Source organism: Amazonocrinis nigriterrae CENA67, assembly GCF_016056305.1.
Classification (GTDB): domain Bacteria; phylum Cyanobacteriota; class Cyanobacteriia; order Cyanobacteriales; family Nostocaceae; genus Amazonocrinis; species Amazonocrinis nigriterrae.
Map to the genome: position 1 here is coordinate 14,646 of NZ_JAECZC010000008.1, position 18,829 is coordinate 33,474.

General features: G+C 42.3%; 19 protein-coding genes and 2 pseudogenes. 10 read left to right on the forward strand and 11 right to left on the reverse strand.

What is annotated here, in order from left to right:
• Positions 1 to 135 precede the first annotated feature (135 nt).
• A complete protein-coding gene (locus I8748_RS06645) occupies positions 136 to 1,203 on the forward strand; it encodes a DMT family transporter (protein WP_198123865.1) in 1,068 nt (355 codons plus the stop codon).
• A gap of 553 nt (positions 1,204 to 1,756) precedes the next feature.
• Here I8748_RS06645 and I8748_RS06650 read toward each other — a convergent pair.
• Both I8748_RS06650 and I8748_RS06655 read right to left on the reverse strand, forming a co-directional pair.
• Positions 1,757 to 2,449 (reverse strand): GFA family protein, encoded by a 693-nt coding sequence (locus I8748_RS06650; protein WP_225896334.1) that lies wholly within the window; start codon positions 2,447 to 2,449, stop codon positions 1,757 to 1,759.
• 244 nt (positions 2,450 to 2,693) lie between these two features.
• On the reverse strand, positions 2,694 to 3,365 hold the full coding sequence (locus tag I8748_RS06655) for a carbonic anhydrase (protein ID WP_198123866.1): 672 nt from the start codon (positions 3,363 to 3,365) through the stop codon (positions 2,694 to 2,696).
• Positions 3,366 to 3,841: 476 nt separating this feature from the next.
• Between I8748_RS06655 and I8748_RS06660 the strand changes: the two genes are divergently transcribed.
• From I8748_RS06660 to I8748_RS06670, 3 genes are all read left to right on the forward strand, one after another.
• Entirely contained in the window at positions 3,842 to 4,078 is a 237-nt protein-coding gene (locus tag I8748_RS06660; RefSeq protein WP_198123867.1) for a hypothetical protein, read from the forward strand.
• 483 nt (positions 4,079 to 4,561) lie between these two features.
• Positions 4,562 to 5,479: a YihY/virulence factor BrkB family protein gene (locus tag I8748_RS06665; protein ID WP_198123868.1), complete on the forward strand. Its 918-nt coding sequence runs from the start codon at positions 4,562 to 4,564 to the stop codon at positions 5,477 to 5,479.
• Positions 5,480 to 5,587: 108 nt separating this feature from the next.
• Positions 5,588 to 6,121, forward strand: coding sequence for a DUF421 domain-containing protein (locus I8748_RS06670; RefSeq protein ID WP_198123869.1), 534 nt, complete (start codon positions 5,588 to 5,590; stop codon positions 6,119 to 6,121).
• Positions 6,122 to 6,256: 135 nt separating this feature from the next.
• Here the strand turns inward: I8748_RS06670 and I8748_RS06675 are convergent, their stop codons facing one another.
• The 4 genes from I8748_RS06675 to I8748_RS06690 all read right to left on the reverse strand — a co-directional run bounded on the left by I8748_RS06675 (position 6,257) and on the right by I8748_RS06690 (position 9,938).
• Complete coding sequence (locus I8748_RS06675; RefSeq protein ID WP_225896335.1) at positions 6,257 to 7,255, reverse strand: hypothetical protein; 999 nt, start codon at positions 7,253 to 7,255, stop codon at positions 6,257 to 6,259.
• A 381-nt stretch (positions 7,256 to 7,636) separates the two neighbouring features.
• On the reverse strand, positions 7,637 to 7,885 hold the full coding sequence (locus I8748_RS34970; RefSeq protein WP_198123870.1) for a hypothetical protein: 249 nt from the start codon (positions 7,883 to 7,885) through the stop codon (positions 7,637 to 7,639).
• A gap of 930 nt (positions 7,886 to 8,815) precedes the next feature.
• Complete coding sequence (locus I8748_RS06685) at positions 8,816 to 9,241, reverse strand: hypothetical protein (protein ID WP_198123871.1); 426 nt, start codon at positions 9,239 to 9,241, stop codon at positions 8,816 to 8,818.
• 496 nt (positions 9,242 to 9,737) lie between these two features.
• On the reverse strand, positions 9,738 to 9,938 hold the full coding sequence (locus tag I8748_RS06690; protein ID WP_198123872.1) for a hypothetical protein: 201 nt from the start codon (positions 9,936 to 9,938) through the stop codon (positions 9,738 to 9,740).
• Positions 9,939 to 9,956: 18 nt separating this feature from the next.
• Between I8748_RS06690 and I8748_RS06695 the strand changes: the two genes are divergently transcribed.
• A complete protein-coding gene (locus I8748_RS06695; RefSeq protein WP_225896336.1) occupies positions 9,957 to 10,373 on the forward strand; it encodes a MarR family winged helix-turn-helix transcriptional regulator in 417 nt (138 codons plus the stop codon).
• Between the two features lie 195 nt (positions 10,374 to 10,568).
• Here I8748_RS06695 and I8748_RS06700 read toward each other — a convergent pair whose 3' ends face one another.
• Positions 10,569 to 11,576: an aldo/keto reductase gene (locus I8748_RS06700; RefSeq protein WP_198123873.1), complete on the reverse strand. Its 1,008-nt coding sequence runs from the start codon at positions 11,574 to 11,576 to the stop codon at positions 10,569 to 10,571.
• A gap of 13 nt (positions 11,577 to 11,589) precedes the next feature.
• Here I8748_RS06700 and I8748_RS35615 point away from each other — a divergent pair.
• From I8748_RS35615 to I8748_RS06710, 3 genes and pseudogenes are all read left to right on the forward strand, one after another.
• Positions 11,590 to 12,090, forward strand: a pseudogene (locus I8748_RS35615) (AraC family transcriptional regulator); the annotation flags it as partial.
• 3 nt (positions 12,091 to 12,093) lie between these two features.
• A complete protein-coding gene (locus tag I8748_RS35620; RefSeq protein WP_263975722.1) occupies positions 12,094 to 12,531 on the forward strand; it encodes a helix-turn-helix transcriptional regulator in 438 nt (145 codons plus the stop codon).
• Positions 12,528 to 12,968: a hypothetical protein gene (locus I8748_RS06710; protein WP_225896337.1), complete on the forward strand. Its 441-nt coding sequence runs from the start codon at positions 12,528 to 12,530 to the stop codon at positions 12,966 to 12,968. Before I8748_RS35620 ends, I8748_RS06710 begins: the two co-directional genes overlap by 4 nt.
• 116 nt (positions 12,969 to 13,084) lie before the next feature.
• On the opposite strand, the gene ypfJ is transcribed toward I8748_RS06710, so the two are convergent.
• Positions 13,085 to 13,942 carry a KPN_02809 family neutral zinc metallopeptidase gene (ypfJ, locus tag I8748_RS06715; RefSeq protein ID WP_198123875.1) on the reverse strand — a complete coding sequence of 286 codons (858 nt, stop codon included), beginning with the start codon at positions 13,940 to 13,942 and terminating at the stop codon, positions 13,085 to 13,087.
• A gap of 639 nt (positions 13,943 to 14,581) precedes the next feature.
• Between ypfJ and I8748_RS06720 the strand changes: the two genes are divergently transcribed.
• Entirely contained in the window at positions 14,582 to 15,382 is an 801-nt protein-coding gene (locus I8748_RS06720; RefSeq protein WP_198123876.1) for a carbonic anhydrase, read from the forward strand.
• Positions 15,383 to 15,462: 80 nt separating this feature from the next.
• On the opposite strand, the gene I8748_RS06725 is transcribed toward I8748_RS06720, so the two are convergent.
• The 3 genes from I8748_RS06725 to I8748_RS06735 all read right to left on the reverse strand — a co-directional run bounded on the left by I8748_RS06725 (position 15,463) and on the right by I8748_RS06735 (position 17,799).
• Positions 15,463 to 16,281 carry an SDR family NAD(P)-dependent oxidoreductase gene (locus tag I8748_RS06725; RefSeq protein WP_198123877.1) on the reverse strand — a complete coding sequence of 273 codons (819 nt, stop codon included), beginning with the start codon at positions 16,279 to 16,281 and terminating at the stop codon, positions 15,463 to 15,465.
• A gap of 29 nt (positions 16,282 to 16,310) precedes the next feature.
• Positions 16,311 to 16,550: a hypothetical protein gene (locus I8748_RS06730; RefSeq protein ID WP_198123878.1), complete on the reverse strand. Its 240-nt coding sequence runs from the start codon at positions 16,548 to 16,550 to the stop codon at positions 16,311 to 16,313.
• 457 nt (positions 16,551 to 17,007) lie between these two features.
• Positions 17,008 to 17,799 carry a DUF928 domain-containing protein gene (locus I8748_RS06735; protein ID WP_198123879.1) on the reverse strand — a complete coding sequence of 264 codons (792 nt, stop codon included), beginning with the start codon at positions 17,797 to 17,799 and terminating at the stop codon, positions 17,008 to 17,010.
• Between the two features lie 237 nt (positions 17,800 to 18,036).
• On the opposite strand from I8748_RS06735, the pseudogene I8748_RS36245 reads away from it, so the two are divergent.
• Positions 18,037 to 18,108 (forward strand): annotated as a pseudogene (locus I8748_RS36245) (sortase B protein-sorting domain-containing protein); the annotation flags it as partial.
• Positions 18,109 to 18,829: the final 721 nt, after the last annotated feature.

Genomic DNA, 18,829 nt, shown 5'->3' on the forward strand with positions numbered 1-18,829 from the left:
TACGGAGGGGCGAGGCTAATAGCCTCCCTCGACTCAACTCGTTAACAAGTATGCTTTCATTTACAAAAAGACACAATTCGGTAAAATTAGTTAAAGCAATCTCTGCTCTTGTTAAACAAAGGCATCAGCAAACCCATGCAGCTGAAACTCAGTGCATTTCGATTTCCCTTCGCCCCCCTAGTGCTAATAGCTCCATTTTTCCTGTGGGGTACAGCAATGGTGGCAATGAAAGGAGTAATACCCCACACCACACCGCTATTCATGGCAGGTGTACGTTTGCTACCAGCTGGGGTATTAATTTTGATTACAGCAGCACTCACGGGTAGACCCCAACCGAAAGGTTGGACAGCATGGCTGTGGATTGCTTTATTTGCGTTGGTAGATGGGACACTGTTTCAAGGCTTTTTGGCAGAGGGGTTAGTTAGAACTAGTGCCGGGTTAGGGTCTGTGATGATTGACTCCCAACCGTTGGCTGTGGCCTTGCTGTCGTTGTGGTTATTTCAGGAACACATAGGTTTTTGGGGATGGCTAGGGCTAGGATTTGGAGTCACGGGGATTAGTTTGATTGGCTTACCGGATGAGTGGATTTTCCATTTTTTTGACTCAGGTGTAGATATCACAATCGGTAATTGGCAAAATTTGTTTGCCAGTGGCGAGTGGTTAATGCTGTTAGCAGCGCTTTCTATGGCAGTGGGAACAGTGTTAATTCGGTTTGTCACTCGTCATGTGGATGCAGTAACAGCTACGGGATGGCACATGATTTTAGGTGGATTGCCGTTATGGGGAATTTCATCGGTTGTCGAATCCCAACAGTGGCAGAATCTTTTACCCTCTGATTGGCTGGCTTTGGGTTATGCCACAGTGTTTGGTAGTGCGATCGCTTATGGGTTATTTTTCTACTTTGCTTCTACTGGGAGTCTCACTAGTCTCAGTTCTCTTACCTTTCTGACGCCTGTTTTTGCCCTGCTATTTGGCAATCTCTTACTCTCGGAAGTTCTCAGTCCCTTGCAATGGCTGGGAGTTTGTTTGACTTTAGTTAGTATCTATCTCATCAACCAGCGCGACACTTTGGCAGGGCACAAAAACATCGTGACTGTGACGGAAAAAATTACCACACAGCCACAAGTTTTAGAAGCATCTGCTAACAAGTTAAACCCTGTAAACTTATCGGTAAGAGAATCTGAGCCAGAAGTTTTACCTTAATTAGGTGAAGGAGATGGGGAGCTTTCAAAGCAGGGGCGATGGGGAACTCGGGGCCCCCACGACCGAAAGGGAGGAGCCACTGCGGTCTTGGGGTTTCCCCAAGTGGAGCATGTGGCGTTGGGGATTAGGGGCGATGGGGAGCAGGGGAGAAATTATTTGTATCATTAATTTAGTGAAATAGTATAACTCACCGCAGTGGCTCCAAGATAGCGGGTTCGCCGTTAGGCGTTCTCGTACCCCTACGCTTAAGCAAGCTAGCAAGAGCGTCTCCGAAGGAGAAGAGTAGCCGCACCAAGCGTCTACAGCACGAGCGCACTTTGCTATACCAATTTGAAAATTCATGGCGACAGATGGATTGCCCAAAAGCTTAGCCACTAACTTTTTCACAATCTAAAATCTAAAATCTAAAATCCGTCTTGAAAAGTTTGCTCAACGGGGGGAACCTCCCTACCCTTCGGGTTCTGCTTTGCAGTACGGGTTCGCAGTTCCTTCAAGTCTGGCGACCGAACGGACTGCTCACCGCACGCAACTTTTCGCAAAATCCAAAATGGTATTAGGTTTTGAGTTGTTCGCTAGTATCTGATGCGCTATTTTGTTCCATCAACGGCATCTTGGCGAATTTGGGTAGATCCGGATTCATGTAATCCCACGGCTGGGCGCTGGCTGTGTATAAGTCCATAGATGGTTGGAACCAGCTAGGGTCATCGAGACTTCCTGCCAAAATGCCCATCATCTCAGGAATCGGGGGTTTGCTAAATAATAGGGAACCGCAGTTTGGGCAAAAGCCTCGACCAACAAGACCGCCGCTATCACCAATTACGTTATAGTATTTCACTTCTCCAGTGATGGTGACTGCACTTTGGGGTACGAGAAGCGCAGAGGCATAAGCACTTCCTGTTGCCCGTTGACAATCACGACAGTGGCAATTTCCCGTTGCAATAGGTTGGGCTGAACATTCGTAGCGGACAGAAATGATTAGACTATGACCAGTAACCACTGAGCTTTTTTGCAACTGTCCATTAATTCGTGCTTCAACAACGTACCCAGATGGTATATCTGTATAAATATGAATTGCATTCTCTGGAAAGACAATCTCCTCTGACAATGCACTTGCACTCTTACTATGAGTGAATTGGAACCGGATACCGCTCCAATTTGAATTGTCGTTGGAGAGTAGAGATTGACGATTAAAGCGTTTTAAAATTGCCTTTTCCACAGCGCAGGATTCATGTTGTATATTTGACATGTCTCGCACCTTTTGAGATGGTTAATGAGAAAGATCAAGAAAATTATCAGCTATTTCACATAAAAGTTGCATATATTATTGTGATGGCTGATACTGTCATTAGTTATCAGTCATCAGGAGCCAGCGCGTTGCGGAGGTTCCCTCCGTTGTAGCGACTGGCGTTCAACAGTCAACAATCTCAAGCAGAATAATTTACTGTAAGAGTTCCCTAAGATGCGATGCTCTGCTGTATCTATGTTAGTCTTTACGAATTCTCATTTTTTAACATAGAGTAGAGTCGAAACTCCAAAAGCAAGGGGCATGGGTGTAATTCCCATTGCAAAGTTGAGACATTCAAATCTTTAATTAACCCACTGCGGATATCCAGCACCCAGCCATGAACGAGTGGCGCTTTCTTGTGATAGAGTGCCTGACGCATCATAGAAGTTTGGTAAAGATTTTTCACTTGGGCTACAACATTGATTTCTGCCAAATGATTCAGACGTTCTTCTCTTGTTGGCAAGGCATCAATTTCTTCTCGCTTTTGTAGATATAGTTCCCGAATCGGGTTTACCCAGTTATCAATAATTCCGATGGTTCTCCATTCTAAAGCTGCCTTAATCCCACCACAATCGTAGTGACCACAAACAATAATATGTTTCACTTCAAGATGCAAGATAGCGTATTCTAAAACGGCTAAAAAGTTAATATCTGTCAGAGAAACTTGATTAGCAATATTTCGATGTACAAATAATTCTCCTGGTTCTGTACGAGTAAAGTTTGTCAAGGGCAGACGACTATCAGAACATCCGATGTAGAGAAAAGGTGGTGTTTGTCCGGTGGATAATTCTTCAAAGTAATTCGGGTCTATAGCCAGTTTTTCTGCAACCCAAGCCTGATTATTTCTGAGTAGTTGTTCAATGCTGTTATATTTCATCAAACTTGATAGAGCTTCTCATAAATATTTTAGCTGTTCTATATTTTTTGGTTTAAGAATATGAATTTCTTTATAATTAGTTCTCTTTGTCTTACAGATGGTTGATTTTTTATACAAAAATTTAAATATTTTTGTATCTTATGAAACATCAACAATTATCTAAATTTTGTATGGGTGTAAAGGCGATCGCCTATACTAGCTCTACTTGTACTTACTGATACAAACAATAGAGTTCAAGACTTGCCAGATTTTTTTAATTTGGGTTTATTTTCCCTTTATTAGTTGCTAATTAAGGCTTTGAGGTTTGTAGCTAACTGGAAATTGCAACGGGTGTTTGTCTGAAATGTAGCACTCACTATTGACAATTTTTTAATAATCGAATAACAAGGTGGCAGCATACTAAAAAAGGCGTTAGTGCATCCCTGCCAGGAGAATCAGTAACGCCTTACGAGAAAGTTAATACGGATAACATAATCATGCCACAAAATACCGATTACAAAGCTTCAAACTCAGAAAATCAGGCGATCGCTTACAAAGAGCGCCTTCATTCTTGGGCAGTTGCGCGTTTACTTCCTGACGCACAACGGGAAATTATTGCTCGTTTTCGTAGTCGCTCTGATGCAGATGGTTACATGCAGCATCTACGTCAAAGGACACCCAACGCAACATACGTGGTTGTTTTTGATTGCCAGCGTGATGAAGCTGTGATTTAAAAGACTAAAGGGAGCAGAGGGAGCAGGGGAGCAGGGGAGCAGGGGAGCAGGGGAGCAGAGGGGATGGGGAGAAAGAACTAATAACAATTTTCCATGCCCAATTCCCAATTCCTAATTCCCCTTCGGGTGACGCTCCTTCTCCCAAGGGGAGACGCTACGCTTTCCGTCGCTAACGCTCTTGAGATCGCCAGTCGCTCATGGGGGACTCGGGGCCCCCACGACCGCTCGTGAGTGGGGATTGGGGGAGAACCCCCAAGACCCTTACGGGTTCGGCAGTTACTCCACTTGGGGAGACCCCAAGACCGTACTGCCTCACCGCGCTGGCTCACCAATTCCCAATTCCCAATTCCCAATTCCCAATTTTCAATGATTTCCTCCTCAAGGAATCTTGCCAAAAACCTTTAGGAAGATGTGATTTTCGAGAAAATCAGTATCAAATATAGCAGGAAGAAAACTACTACCTGCGAAAAGGAGACTGATGAGATGACTCGGCGAGGGATTTGGAGGTTGTTTCAGGAGACGTTTAAAGAATGGAACGAGGATAAAGCCTCACGGTTAGCAGCAGCATTAGCTTATTACACAGTTTTTTCTATCGCTCCTTTGCTAATCATCGTAATTGCGATCGCAGGAGCAGTATTTGGAGAGGAAGCAGCAAGAGGTGAAATTTTTCGACAAATTCAAGGTTTAGTTGGTACGGATGGTGCAATATTTATCGAAACAGCCATCAAAAATGCCAACAAACCACAAACAGGCACTATAGCTTCTGTTATTAGTATTCTACTTTTGTTATTGGGTGCAACTGGTTTATTTACAGAATTGCAAGATTCCCTCAACACGATTTGGGAAGTCAAGCCAAAACCAGGACGAGGTTTTATTAATATAATTCGTCAACGCTTTTTATCGTTTGCGATGGTGCTAGGTATTGGCTTTTTACTTTTGGTATCCTTAGTAATTAGCGCAGTATTATCAGCATTGGTCACATATTTTAGTAACTTGCTACCGGGTGTTGATTCCCTTTGGCAGATAGTCAGTTTTCTTCTCTCTTTTGGTATCACCACGGTGCTGTTCGCACTAATTTTTAAAGTACTACCAGATGTCAAAATAACTTGGAGTGATGTTTCAATTGGAGCTATTATCACCTCAGTGTTGTTTTCTATCGGTAGATTTTTGTTAGGACAGTATTTAGGTAACAGCAGTTTTAGTTCAGCCTATGGCGCTGCTGGTTCACTGGTAGTTATCCTCGCTTGGGTTTACTACGCTGCTCAAATTCTTTTTTTTGGCGCGGAGTTTACCCAGGTTTACGCTAGAAAATACGGCAGTGGCATCACACCAAATAAGAATGCTATGCCTGTCAGGGGAGAGAGTAGGGGGAGCAGGGGAGATAGGGAGATAGGGAGATAGGGAGATGGGTGAACTAAGAGAATAATTCCTGCCTTTTGTCTCCTGCCTCCTGACAACTGACAACTGACAACTGACAACTGACAACTGACAAGGGTAAAATCAGCGCTCATGGAGAAATGGTTGTTTATCGATTGGCGGGGAATTTTTGTTCCTAGTATTAGCGTTTTGGAACTAATTATACGTGGGTCGCTGGTCTACCTGGCACTGTTTTCGGTATTACGGTTATTACCTAGCCGACAAATAGGAACCCTAGGAATTACTGATTTGCTTGTGGTTGTACTATTTGCTGAAGCTGCCCAAAATGCAATGGCTAGTAACTATACATCGATTACTGAGGGAGGTATTTTAGTAGGAACTGTTATTTTTTGGAGCTATTTTCTTAACTGGTTAGGTTACAAATTTCCTAAGTTACGCTTCCTTAATCCCCCACCGCTCCTGCTGGTAAAAAATGGTCGGCTTATTGAACGGCATCTGCAACAGGAGCTAATTACAGAAGATGAGTTGATGAGCAAGTTACGTCAGCAAGGTGTAGAATTTTTGGCTGAGGTGAAATTCGCGTATATGGAAGCTGACGGTAGCATTAGTATCATTACATCTGACTCAAAAACTACTTCCATCACTGAACAAAAACAGAATTATTGACACTCCCACGGCTACAAGCACGTGGGCTTTGTGCTTTTATTTCTATAAAACGGACTGGGTATTGGTGGCGGATGCGTTGTGTGGGGTAAGAAGCCCCGTTCAACGCCGTCTCCCTATACCCTACCCCCTACAGTGCTAACTAGGGTCTTTTTGTTGCAACAACTTTGAGTCCCAAGTGTAAAGTCCTATTTCTTTAGGCACTCTAGAGAATCGCCCAATACGATGACCGCGCGATAATTCATTGAGGACTTTTGGCTTAACTTCTCTAAGTTGTTCAGCATTTAGCTCTCCATATAGTGCTTGGATAACTTCTGCAACATTGAAAACTTGACCTGGACTCTTTTGTAATAAAGAGGTGAGAGCATCAATCAAAAATTGTCCTTTATAAGGCTCAAGCATTGGGATAATATTAGTTTGTGCCAGTGGTGAAGGAAGTCTATTTTTGTTACTCCCTTTCTTAGAAGAACCACCAGAAGTAGAATTGACTAAACTTAAAACCAGAGTGTAACACCCAGGTTGACCAGGAACGAGTGACCATTTATTGGTTTGTTTGCCATGAGTCAGTGTTGATTGAACTCTGCCTTTAACTACTTTGAATGAATCTGGCTCTAACTCACCATAAAGCGATCGCACGATAAAATCGATGTGACACACAGTTCCAAGGTGTTTTTGTAATACTTTTTGAATAGCTTCGGTGCGTGTTAGAGATTCATATTCCGGTAACATCGGAACTTCTGAGTGCAACAGCAAGTTAGATGAAGTTGCGATTTGGGTTTCTTTGACAGGCTTTTGCTGTTGTTGGTCAGCATCAGCACTGTTTGAATCTTCGGTTTCTACATCGAGAAATTGTACAACTTGAGAATCGATAGGTTTTACCAAATTGAGTGACAACTGGGTAATGTCATCGCTGTTGACAGTCGTCAAGTTTTCTGTGACACAACGGCTATCCTCCCCTAAAAAGTTAGGAGTCGCATCTGTGCTAGAAGACCAGTTGGATAATAAGGCTTTCACATGATTCAAATTGTCTAAAGCCTGTCGATGTAACTTTTCATACTGTTCTACTTGCTGAGCATAGTAGTCTCGTAATTCCAACATTGGTTGAATGAAGGTTTCGGGGAGAGGTTGTAGTTGCAATTGAGTGTTTATCAAGTTTCAAAAACCGTTATCACTGTAAGAATAAAGTAAAGTGACCGAGTGCCCAAATAAGTACAACCATAATGTCAAGCCTTCAACAGTCAGCATTTAATGACGCAAAATAGCTTCTAAGTTTGTTAATGCGATTGCACTCATTTTACTAGCAAGCGGATTATTTGAAATTTTGTGACCTTCTAGAATTGGAACCTAGGGATTGTAGCAATATTTTTAGTAGTTACCAAAATCCCTTACAAGATTCAACGTAAAATCTTTAACAAAAATGATTGATTTTAGGCTGTTGAAGTCAACAGTTGGAGCGATCGCGCTTTGCACAAGAGTCAAACAAGGCGGCGATCGTCTCCATTTTTTCATGGTAACAAATCAACCCGCGATGCCTTTGCCACTGTCGTAAGTCATAGCTCTGGGTTTTCTTTTCTTGAGAGGAACTACTGATTTTCTGGGCGGTTGAGGAGCGCGGCATTGCTCACAGTACAACGGTCGGGGGCCATAAGTCTCGCGGCTGGTTGGCTGCTCACACTGCTTACACACAAAGTTGAAAATGCGAGTATGAATTTCCCGCTTGTGCGCTCTAACTGTGTACTCTCGGACATCAATTATCTTGCTGGGCATTGATGCTCTTTCTAGCCTCATTCATTTAATAGATTTTCTCTATTAAACATAAAATGTTTGAGATTATGTCAAGTATTGCGCTTGCACATTTTCAAAATAACAACAATTGTTCAGTGAGACATTGCCTCTTATAAACGCGTGTAATTTAGGTGACAACTGCTCTTACGGCAAACTAAGTTCTCTAAGCGATTGTCAGACGGGTCTAAGGTTGCGATAGTCTACTATTGATTGTAAGCTCAGTGTTGGAATTTAGACCAATTTTCGGATAGGAGGCAGGAGGTGAGTCCACTTGCCGTCTTGGTGAGTGAGTCGCCGTCTTGGACGCCACGTGCTACCCTTCGGGAACGCCTTCTTTGAAGGAGAAGAGTACCCAGAGGGCTTCTGCCGAGATGGTAAAGTGGCGAAGCGCGAAGCGGTAGCGAGGTACGAGCGTCACCCGAAGGACAGGAGGGAAGAGGGTTTTAGCCGAATGGCACTAAGATAAGCAAAAATCCTTGATATTACTGGTTTTGGGGTGTGGGGTGTGGGGTGTAGGGTGTAGGGAACTTTGAAGAAATAACCTGTGTTTCACCTTTAAGAAATGAATAGTTATTAACCCTACACCCGTTGCGCCACCCCCTACACCCTGCCCAAACGAGGTTTCACGTTTTCGAGCGTGCCATTGGGTTTTAGCCTATTTCATCTTTATTAACATAGTTTTGTTTTTTCCCACCGACTTACTTACACCATTTTCAATTAACCGGTGGGCACTGCCAACAACATAAAAATCAAGGTTTGAATGAACCATTAGAAGTGCCCACCCTACAAAAATGTCTCAACTGTTTTCTAGTTTTAAGGGGTATGAAGAGGCAGTTAATACCCTACCTTTTCACACCCCTAAATGGCATATTTTGATAAATGACTATCTTTTAGAGTTGAGAAAGTGAAAACTTAAATTAAATCGTCAAGTTCACCAACTTTAATCACTGAAACTGTCACATCACCATCATTATCACCAACTTCAACATCAAAAAAGAAGGCACAAAGTGTCGAGGTTTCTGATACTGCCAAGGTCAGGGTATCGTCATAACCATTCAAAGTTGACCAACCTGCTGGAACCTCTACATTAGTTTTTAGATTCTTGAACTTACCACCGTAAATCCAGAGCATGACTATGGGTTCACCCTTCTGAGCATCACCTTTGATGTAATCAAAAGAACCTTTCCGAATTCTAATAACGTGAATCCCTGGTTTGAGTTCTGTGCTGACTCCTGTGTTTTGAATCTCAGTCATGCGTTGCGAAAAGAGGTGGTAGCAATTCTTTTTGCTGTTAACCACTAAATCTGTAATATTAGTTGTTTGAGTTGCAGCTGTCATTGTTTTCAATCCCTTAGTGTTTGTGTTCCCCATTGAGAGCAAAAACTACAGCTTCAGAAAGCATCTCAGATCAACAAAGTTGTGATCTAGATATATTTCTAAAAACCTATAGATTTTTACCCTCGATATTTCTTTGTTTTATTAATTAACAATTTAGTATTTTCTCAACTTTATAGCGGAAATTCAAGGACAGTTAAGACAGTTAAGCAAATTTTTGAGACAGTTAAGACAGTTAAGCAAATTATTTGACTAATGTAAAGATTCATGGTATAGTTATAAGCTTAAATTCATCCCATCCTGCGCCAAATTTGGGTTTCGGAAGGAGAACAAGCAGTTTTACAGTGTAAAAATCAAAATTTGAGCAAACCAATTGCAGCGCCTATCCTACAAAAATGTCAATAACGCAACTGTGCAGGATATAAATAAACATGAATATATGTTAGTAAAGTTATATAATATGAGATATTGACAGCTTATGAAGTTGATTATCAACGAGTTACGTTAACTTTAACCTTGACCAAGTTGGTTGTGCTTCGACCTGAGCAACTAAAGCTTTTAAATTCTGTTGTCGAAGTTCATTCTTAAAGGTGGGATCAAAAATATTGTTATCAATTGTTTGATAAAGGTTATTAACAAATAATTTTGCATCTTCTGAAGAGATAGTGTCTGCGCTTTTTAATTCTGAGGAAGTAAACAATCTAATGAAATCTCTTCGTTGGCACTATCAGAAGTTGAAAGTTGCGATGAAGATGAAGGTGTTGAAAGTGATGAGTATATGGATTTATTTGCTATACAACCTAGAATATTGATGCAACTATCCCAAGCAAATGAGCAAGGATTAACCCCTTTTGAATGTGCGGAGCGTTCGGGAGTCACCTGTGCTACCATTACAGGACTGTTGGATGGACTAGAGCGAGACGGATTAATACTACGACAACCCAGCCTCAGCGATCGCTGCATATTAAGTGTTCATCTTACAGAAAAAGGACACCAACTCATGTCTGAAATGCTGCCTGACCATTTTTGTCGCACAACTGGATTGATGGTGCAGCTGACATCTGAGGAAAAGAAAACTCTCATTGAACTTCAGCAAAAATTACAAGCTGGTATCCCAGCAATGCTTGAACCATAGTTATAGCAAAGTGCTGAGTGCGCTGGTGCTGTAGACGCTTCTGCGGCTTCCCGCAGGGTGGAACCAGCCGCACTCTAAAGGTTACCCAACTTCAGGGGACTGGCGTTGCTGAGTAGAAACCAAGTAATTTCAAGGCTAGTAGCAATCAGAACTGCTTTGACTGCTATAGGTATTGAGCCGAGATACGTATAATTTTCAGCGACCGGTCATTTGCTCCAGCTTTTCGGGATACCTAGCTCCTTGCACCGTAATCTTGGAGGCAGCGTCATCGATGTCATGCAAATCTTCAGATGTGAGTTCGACTGAGACTGCCCCGATGTTTTCCTCCAAGCGATGCAGCTTCGTGGTACCTGGGATTGGAACAATCCACGGCTTCTGGGCCAGCAGCCAGGCGATCGCGATCTGAGCAGGTGTGGCCTGCTTCCGTTCTGCAATGCTGCCTAGCAGATTAATCAGGGCTTGATTCGCCTTGAGAGCCTCCGGCGTGAAGCGAGGCAGGGTGCTACGGAAGTCAGAACTGTCAAAGGTCGCATTTTCGTCGATTTTGCCAGTGAGAAAGCCCTTGCCCAGCGGGCTGTAGGGGACAAAGCCGATTCCGAGTTCTTCAAGAGTTGGTATCACTTCCTCTTCAGGCTTTCTCCACCAGAGCGAGTATTCGCTTTGGAGAGCAGTGACCGGCTGAACCGCGTGCGCGCGACGAATCGTTTGTACTCCTGCTTCCGAGAGTCCAAAGTGCTTAACCTTACCTTCCTGAATTAGTTCCTTTACCGCTCCTGCCACGTCTTCTATTGGTACGTTCGGGTCAACCCGGTGCTGATAGAGCAGGTCGATTGTCTCGACCTTGAGTCGCTTGAGCGATCCCTCCACAGCTTCCTTGATATGCTCCGGTCGGCTATTCAGTCCGGGCGAACCCTTCATCCCACGAGGATCGAAATTAGGATTCAGGTCGAACCCGAATTTGGTGGCGATCGCCACCTGTTTGCGAAAGGGAGCGAGGGCTTCGCCCACAAGCTCTTCGTTCAAGAACGGGCCGTAGACTTCAGCAGTGTCAAAGAATGTGATGCCGCGATCAACTGCGACCCCCAAAAGAGCGATCATCTCCTGCTTGTCTTTGGGTGGGCCATAAGAAAAGCTCATTCCCATGCAGCCCAGCCCGATCGCTGAGACTTCTAAGTTGCTTTTTCCAAGTGTGCGCTTTTGCATTGTTATTCCTTTAATGAACGACCAGCAAGCAAGGCGCGAGGCAGACACAGCGCAAGCCAACAGGGACGAACTGACTGAGCGCATCTCACAGACTATCCGTCATGATGGGACGATTGAGCCGCTGAAAGGATTGCACTTCAACCGTACCTCCTCGCCTGTGGAACCCTGTCATGCTGTCTCTATTCCTGCCTTTTGTGTAATTGCCCAAGGCAGCAAAGAAGTGCTTTTGGGTAGCGATCGCTATCAGTACGACCCGATGCATTATCTGCTTGCTACGGCGGAACTGCCGATTGTGAGTCGAATTCTCCAAGCGTCCCAGGAGCAACCGTACCTTAGTCTTCGCCTCGATCTCGACCCCATCCTTGTCGGTTCAGTCATGGTCGAGGCAGGCTATCCCTCAGCACAAAGCCGTGCCAATGTAAAAGCGATAGACGTGAGTCCATTGGATGCGCCTCTGCTAGATGCCGTAGTCAGGCTCGTTAGGCTTCTTTCCACCCCCGCCGAAGCTCGGGTTCTGATGCCATTGGTCACACGGGAAATCATTTACCGACTCCTGATGGGAGAGCAAGGTAGTCGGCTCCGTCATATTGCAGTTCTGAGTGGCTACACCCACCATATCGCCAGAGCCATCGAGCGACTTCGTAAAGACTTTAACCAGCCGCTTCGCATTGAAAACATCGCACGAGATCTTGGCATGAGTGTCTCAGGTTTCCACCATCACTTCAAGTCTGTCACTGCCATGAGTCCCTTGCAGTTCCAGAAGCAACTGCGGCTCCAAGAGGCTCGCCGTCTAATGCTGGGGGAAAACCTTGACGCTACTAGTGCTGCCTACCGTGTGGGTTATGACGATGCCTCGCACTTCAACCGAGAGTACAAGCGGCTGTTTGGCGCACCACCGATGCGCGATGTGGAGAGACTGCGAGAAGCTGTTAGGGAGACTGCTAGTTCAATATGATCTCCTCAAGACGCCATTTTATCGGCTCAAATTTTACAGGTGTGATTTGTCTTCTACCTTACTTAATTTTTCGTAGATCTAATCAAACATTTTTTGGAATAAAGGATAAATGGCTTTCGATTCTTGAGCAACGAAGCACAGGAATTTCTCTATTAGTTGTGACTATTGTTTTACTAAGTTATGCAGTAATAGCTGGAAATTGGCAAGATTATATTCAGCAGTTTTATCAAAGACCCTTTGTTCACCTCATCAGTCTTGATTTCTGTCTGATGTGCCTGATATTTCCGATTACTTCTTTGTTTGATGATGATATGGTACGTCGAGGAATTAAAGATAGGCGCATTTTTTGGGCTGTTGCTCTTTTGCCATTGTTTGGGCCATTAATATATCTTTGTTTGCGTCCATCATTACCAGAGGCTTCTTTGATGGAAACATAGAACCTCTGGAAAATTCCCAAGTTCGTGGACTTTCACCTCTGATTTATGTAACTCAAAGTAGCGATCGCCAAAAATCAGCTGGTAAACAAAAAGGTATCACATTGGGCTACAAAGCATTATGGATTTGCCTTGGCAAAAGTATTACATTGCTGAGGTTCACCAGTTTGGAAACCTTGCTGAAACCAGCTAACCCGTTGAGATGAACTACCATGTGTAAAAGATTCTGGTACAGCATAACCTCTGGCTCGTTCTTGCAAGCGATCGTCTCCAATACTGGTAGCTGCATTGAGCGCTTCTTTGATGTCGCCTGGTTCTAGAATTTGTCGTGAGCGTTGAGCGCGATTTGCCCACACTCCTGCAAAACAATCGGCTTGTAATTCCAACCGCACAGAAAGCTGATTTGCTTCTACCTGGCTAGCTTGGTTTTGTAATTCTCGAACCCGATCCGAAATCCCTAGCAAATTCTGCACATGATGCCCAATTTCATGAGCTATTACATATGCCTGAGCAAAATCTCCTGGAGCTTGGTATTTATTCTTTAAATCACGGTAAAAACTCAAGTCAATGTAGACTTTTTGATCGCGCGGACAATAAAAAGGGCCAACTGCTGCACGAGCAAATCCACAAGCAGATTCCACCACATCTGAATAAAGAACTAATTTTGGTTCCACGTAAGTTTTCCCGCTACGTCGAAACACATCACTCCACGTATCCTCAGTATCAGCTAGCACAGTAGATACAAAATCTGCCATCTGATCTTGAGCTAAGGTTGGTGTTGTCTGTTGTGATTCAGTCGAGGGACTATTACTAGATGTATTATCTTGTTTCCAAATCACGCTCGGATCTCCACCTAAAAGTGCAACAAGTAGCGATAGCAGTACTGCTCCAATACCGCCACCTACTATAGGGGCAGAAACATTCATCCCACGACGATCTTCAACATTTGTACTTCGACGACCTAATTGCCAACGCATAATTACCGTTTACTAAACTCATGAAAAACAAGGCTTGAATTAGATAGGATGAAATTCCCACAAGCCTTTAGCTATACAGTTGAAATATTACTCATTTCAGACATTGAGTTCGTCTATCTGTGGACAAACCAAGCTAAGCAAGACAATAGGTCTTAAGAAAGGTTATACTCATGTCTAAATGCTCTTTCATCAATTCGGGTTTGCTGGCCTCAAGCGGTAGTCACATAGGCTAGGAAAAGGTAAAAATCTTGCCCCTAGTGGGTGGTCTAATTCATCCCTTTGGACTTTCTCCTGTAGTTTATTACCAATGGTAGATTGATTTCACATTACAACCGTAATCATAGACGGTAATCTAGCAAGAGTTTTGAAACAATACAAGAATACATTTCACCTTTTGACTAACTCGGTGGTACAATGGCAAACATCGATGAATTGAGTCAATCTGTTTATAGATATTTTTAACCTAATTGAATCAATACTCTTGGTTATATAGTGTCTAACCATTTTGAAATAACTCAGATTAAACAAAGTAACGCTCAATGATATAAACTAATTGTTACTTTTGCACATTTCTACTTTTTGAATCTGAGAATCCAATTTTTCGTAAAAAAATCAAGCATTGCTTATTTAGCTAGTCCTATGAAAAAATTGATTAAAGGTTTGCGCGAATTTCAAAGTAGTTACTTTCCTGCTAATGAAGAACTATTTGAACAACTATCTCATGGTCAAAAGCCTAGAGTCCTATTTATTACTTGTTCAGATTCGCGTATCGATCCAAACTTGATTACACAAGCCGGATTAGGTGAATTGTTTGTTATCCGCAATGCAGGTAATATTATTCCACCGTTTGGTGCGACTAATGGCGGTGAAGGGGCAACAATTGAATATGCTGTTCAAGCATTAGACATTCAACAAATTATTGTCTGTGGTCACTCACATTGTGGTGCTATGAAAGGTTTAATGAAGTTAGACAGCTTGCGGGTAGAAATGCCCCTTGTACATGACTGGCTCAAGTATGCAGAGGCAACCCGACGATTGGTGAAAGACAATTATAGCCATTACGAAGGTGAAGAACTCTTAGAAATAATTATTGCTGAGAATGTACTCACCCAAATCGAAAATTTACGCACTTATCCGGTGATTCACTCTAAGCTCCACCAAGGGAAACTTAGTATTTATGCTTGGATTTATCAAATCGAGACAGGAGAAGTCTTGGCATACGACCCACAAAAACACGCCTATGTCTTGCCTCTAAATCAGCTTCTCCCATCGGAGATAGATGAAACAGCTAACACTAGGAAAATATCTTTCGCTAAAACTCAACAACAGGAGTTTGAATTGTCCCAGATAAACCCTATTTCTACACATACAGGGTTTCCCATGACAGTGCTTTCTCCACAGCAAATGGAGCGAATTTATCGAGGCTCGACAACAAAGTAAAATGTAAATTTTCATGCAGTATAAGTATCTTGCTCTACTCGTTAGATAACTAATGAACAAGATACTTGACAAGCAAAATATTATCTACCTTCTTCCATACTAAAAGCGCGTCGGAAAAGTGACTTCATCAGACTCGGAGATAAGTTATAAATTGCTTGCCAAAGTTTTGCTGTACCTACAAGGACTTCAGAACGTTGATCTTTAACTGCACTCCAGATTGATTTGGCTACATCTTCCGGCTTTTCTAGTATAGGAGTTTCAACTGCTTTACTTACCAATTCAGAACGCGCCTCGGCTGTTTCCTCATCTTGACCACGAAAAATTGCCCGTTCCATGAGTTGGGTACGAATGAAACTGGGATAAATACCGCTAACCTGAATACCTTTAGGTGATAACTCTGCGTGTAGCGATTTGGTTAACCCAGTGATGGCGTACTTGCTAGTTGTATAAGGAATTTGGTAAGGAATTGGTTCTATTCCACCAATAGAACTAACATTAACAATGGTTCCTTTGCCACGTTCTAAAAAATGGGGCAGGATAGCATAAATAGTATGGATGTAGCCCCACAAATTGGTATCAATTATCTGATGCCAATCATCTAAGCTAAAATTTTCCACAGACCCTAAGCCAAATATGCCTGCATTATTAATTAATACATCTATCTGATCAAAGTGATCTATTGCCTTTTGAATCAGATGACTTACTTGTAATGGATCTTTGACATCAACAGAAATAGCGATCGCTTCTTGTCCTATTTCCCGTATTTCGGCAGCGGTAGCTTCCAAGCGATCGAGTTGGCGAGCTGCCAAAACAACATTATATTTGTAACGCGCAAATAATAATGCTGTGGCTTTGCCAATGCCTTGAGATGCGCCTGTGATTATTACTGTGTTAGTCATAATGTCAGTCGTCCGTAATTTTTAGCTCATTACTGCTGGCTTTTAATTTCCTGAAGTAACTCCTCATCGGAGTAATTTTCTTGCCATTTGTCTTTTAGCTTTAGCCGCACAGACTGCGCGCCGCCACTGGGGGTACAAACAACCCAATAGCTATTTGGTTGGTCTTTGACTTGAGCTGCATCTTGAGCTTCTGCATTATCAGAAATACCTGAAAATGCTTGAATGCAAGTCCATGTAATACCATCTGAATCTCTAATTTCTCTTTCCATGACTGTTTTAAAGAAGGGAGTGGAGAGTGGGAGTTGAAAAAAATTACCTTGATATTTTCTTCCCCTTCCCCGCGCTGTTTTGAGTTAACGTGAACTAGGATTTACATCTGTTTGGCGAAACATGGCTGCGGAATTAGTGGCGAATGCCAGAATCAAGCCAAGTTTTACCTAAAACAATTTCTAATCTGTAAGCGAAGAAACTAACAATAATAATTAAAACTAAAAGTATGGCCGCAAGTGTTGCCCATCTATTTTTTTTAGGCTAAATTTTAGGCAGATTGTTATCTATAGTAATACTTGGGTCAGTTTTCATGGGTCGATTTTACTCAATGCAGTTACATTAAAGCAGAGCATGAAACTAAAACCTTCATACTTACAGATGATGTCTAGTTGAGTAAAGGAGTAATTTTTAGGGTAAAAACTCTGAGATTGGAGAGAAACAATACACCAATTTCTACTAAGGCTTTTCTAAAAGAATTGGTTTGTCTGCTATGTCATCTAAGTGGATGCTGCTGAGCAAATTTTTCCACTCTATCTTGAGTGCTGCATCCTGGGGATTTTGCTGACGCAGTTGTGCTAAAGTTGTCAGTGCATTGTACCAAATCCCGTTTTGGACATAGATCGTAAACTGCTGTTGAGGCGTTGCTGATTTTAGCTTTTGGGCAATTTCTGGCTTGAGGTTAATTCGTTGTATCACCCCTTCAATGTAAGTGGGGGGTGATGGCTGGTTTGAATCACAGTTGATTATCAAAAACCAATGATATTGTTTGCCTATTTCTAAAGAGGGAGCGTTAGCAGGTAGAGAAATGCTGATGACTCCTGGTTGAGCCGATAAAGCGATCGCTTTATTATAGATAAGATTTGAATCCTCATCTTGCAACACAAATTCAGTAGTAAAGGCACAATCTTTGGTAACAGAATCTTTGCTATATGGTGTATAGACCCAAAAGGTTGGGTTAGCCTCTGTTGTCAATCCCCAGACATTCGCCGTTGAGTTAGGTTCCTGGGTAAAAGGTACTAAAGCAGTCAGTGGAGGATTCACCAATGGATAGCTGATGCACCGCTTGGCTCCACCACGAACGCGACCTCCTGGATTACCTGAATCAGGTTGCGGCCAAGAAGGGGGTGCTGTTTGGGCAATAGTCCCGACACTGCTACTAGAAGGTTTTGGTACTGGTGTTGCCAGTACCAAAGTCTGAACAGCCACCAGACTTGTGTAGCCAATAGCTAATGCTAAAAGTCGTTTCATCGGTTGTAAACTCGACTTGATAAAATTAATGTTGAGGTTAAAGTGATACCATTTTGGATTTTGAAATTTGGAATTGTGAATCTATGTGTTGCAATCATTTTTCAAATTGGTATCAGGTGATTTACAAGTCGGACATAATTGTTAAAAACTGCTCCAGAAGACAACCAGAGCAGTTTTGAGTTATAGATTTGACATAAGGGACTTTTAGGTTGTTGTCCCTTGGTTTACACATAAAGCGTTTGGTATATAGTACTATTCAGCATTAGTTCTGTGCTTTATGCAAAAAAGCGAAAAATTTTGAAAATATAATTTCCTTTGGCGCAGCTTTGAAAAGCGATCGCTCTCTGGATTAAAGTTAAGGTTTGTTAGCCTAATTTGAATCAGGGGTAGTCACGACGCTTGGTGTCGTTAGGGCTTGGTGTCGTTAGGGATGCTCAACCTGATGAAGCTGTCTGAGTCTGTTTGAGGCTATGTGGAATGGGCGCAGTGTTATTTCAAGCTTGATAACTGTTTTGTTGCTGTTTTATCTATCCAAGGGGACATCTTTATAAATGGTAAGAGATGTAAAGCAACAGCATATTCATGGAGATTTTTTGAGCCTCGTCTCCTTCAAAGGACGAGGTTTTACTTTTGTAGTCCAACAAAATACCCCATCATTTATTCCTTAGTATTCATCCAGTTTGTGGAAGATATATAGCGTATTTCATCTATATTATTACTACCTTAGGTCAGAATTTTTGACCATTAATAACATCCTAAAGAAGATGTCAGTATGAGCAGAGTTTAGTTAGAATTCAAAAAGAATGCAGAAATTCAAAAAAAATATCATCTTGAGTGTGTGTTATTTCACTGCATACACTTTTGAATAACCATGCTTTTCATAGTTAAACATCGAGTTAAAAACCACATAATATTCATCCGCAACTTAGTACAAAAATCATCAGCTCATTTTGTACTACGCTTCGGATTTATTGTTTTTACTGACTCTTAAATTCTTTCATAATGAAAACTTGAGTGTAAGTGAATATTT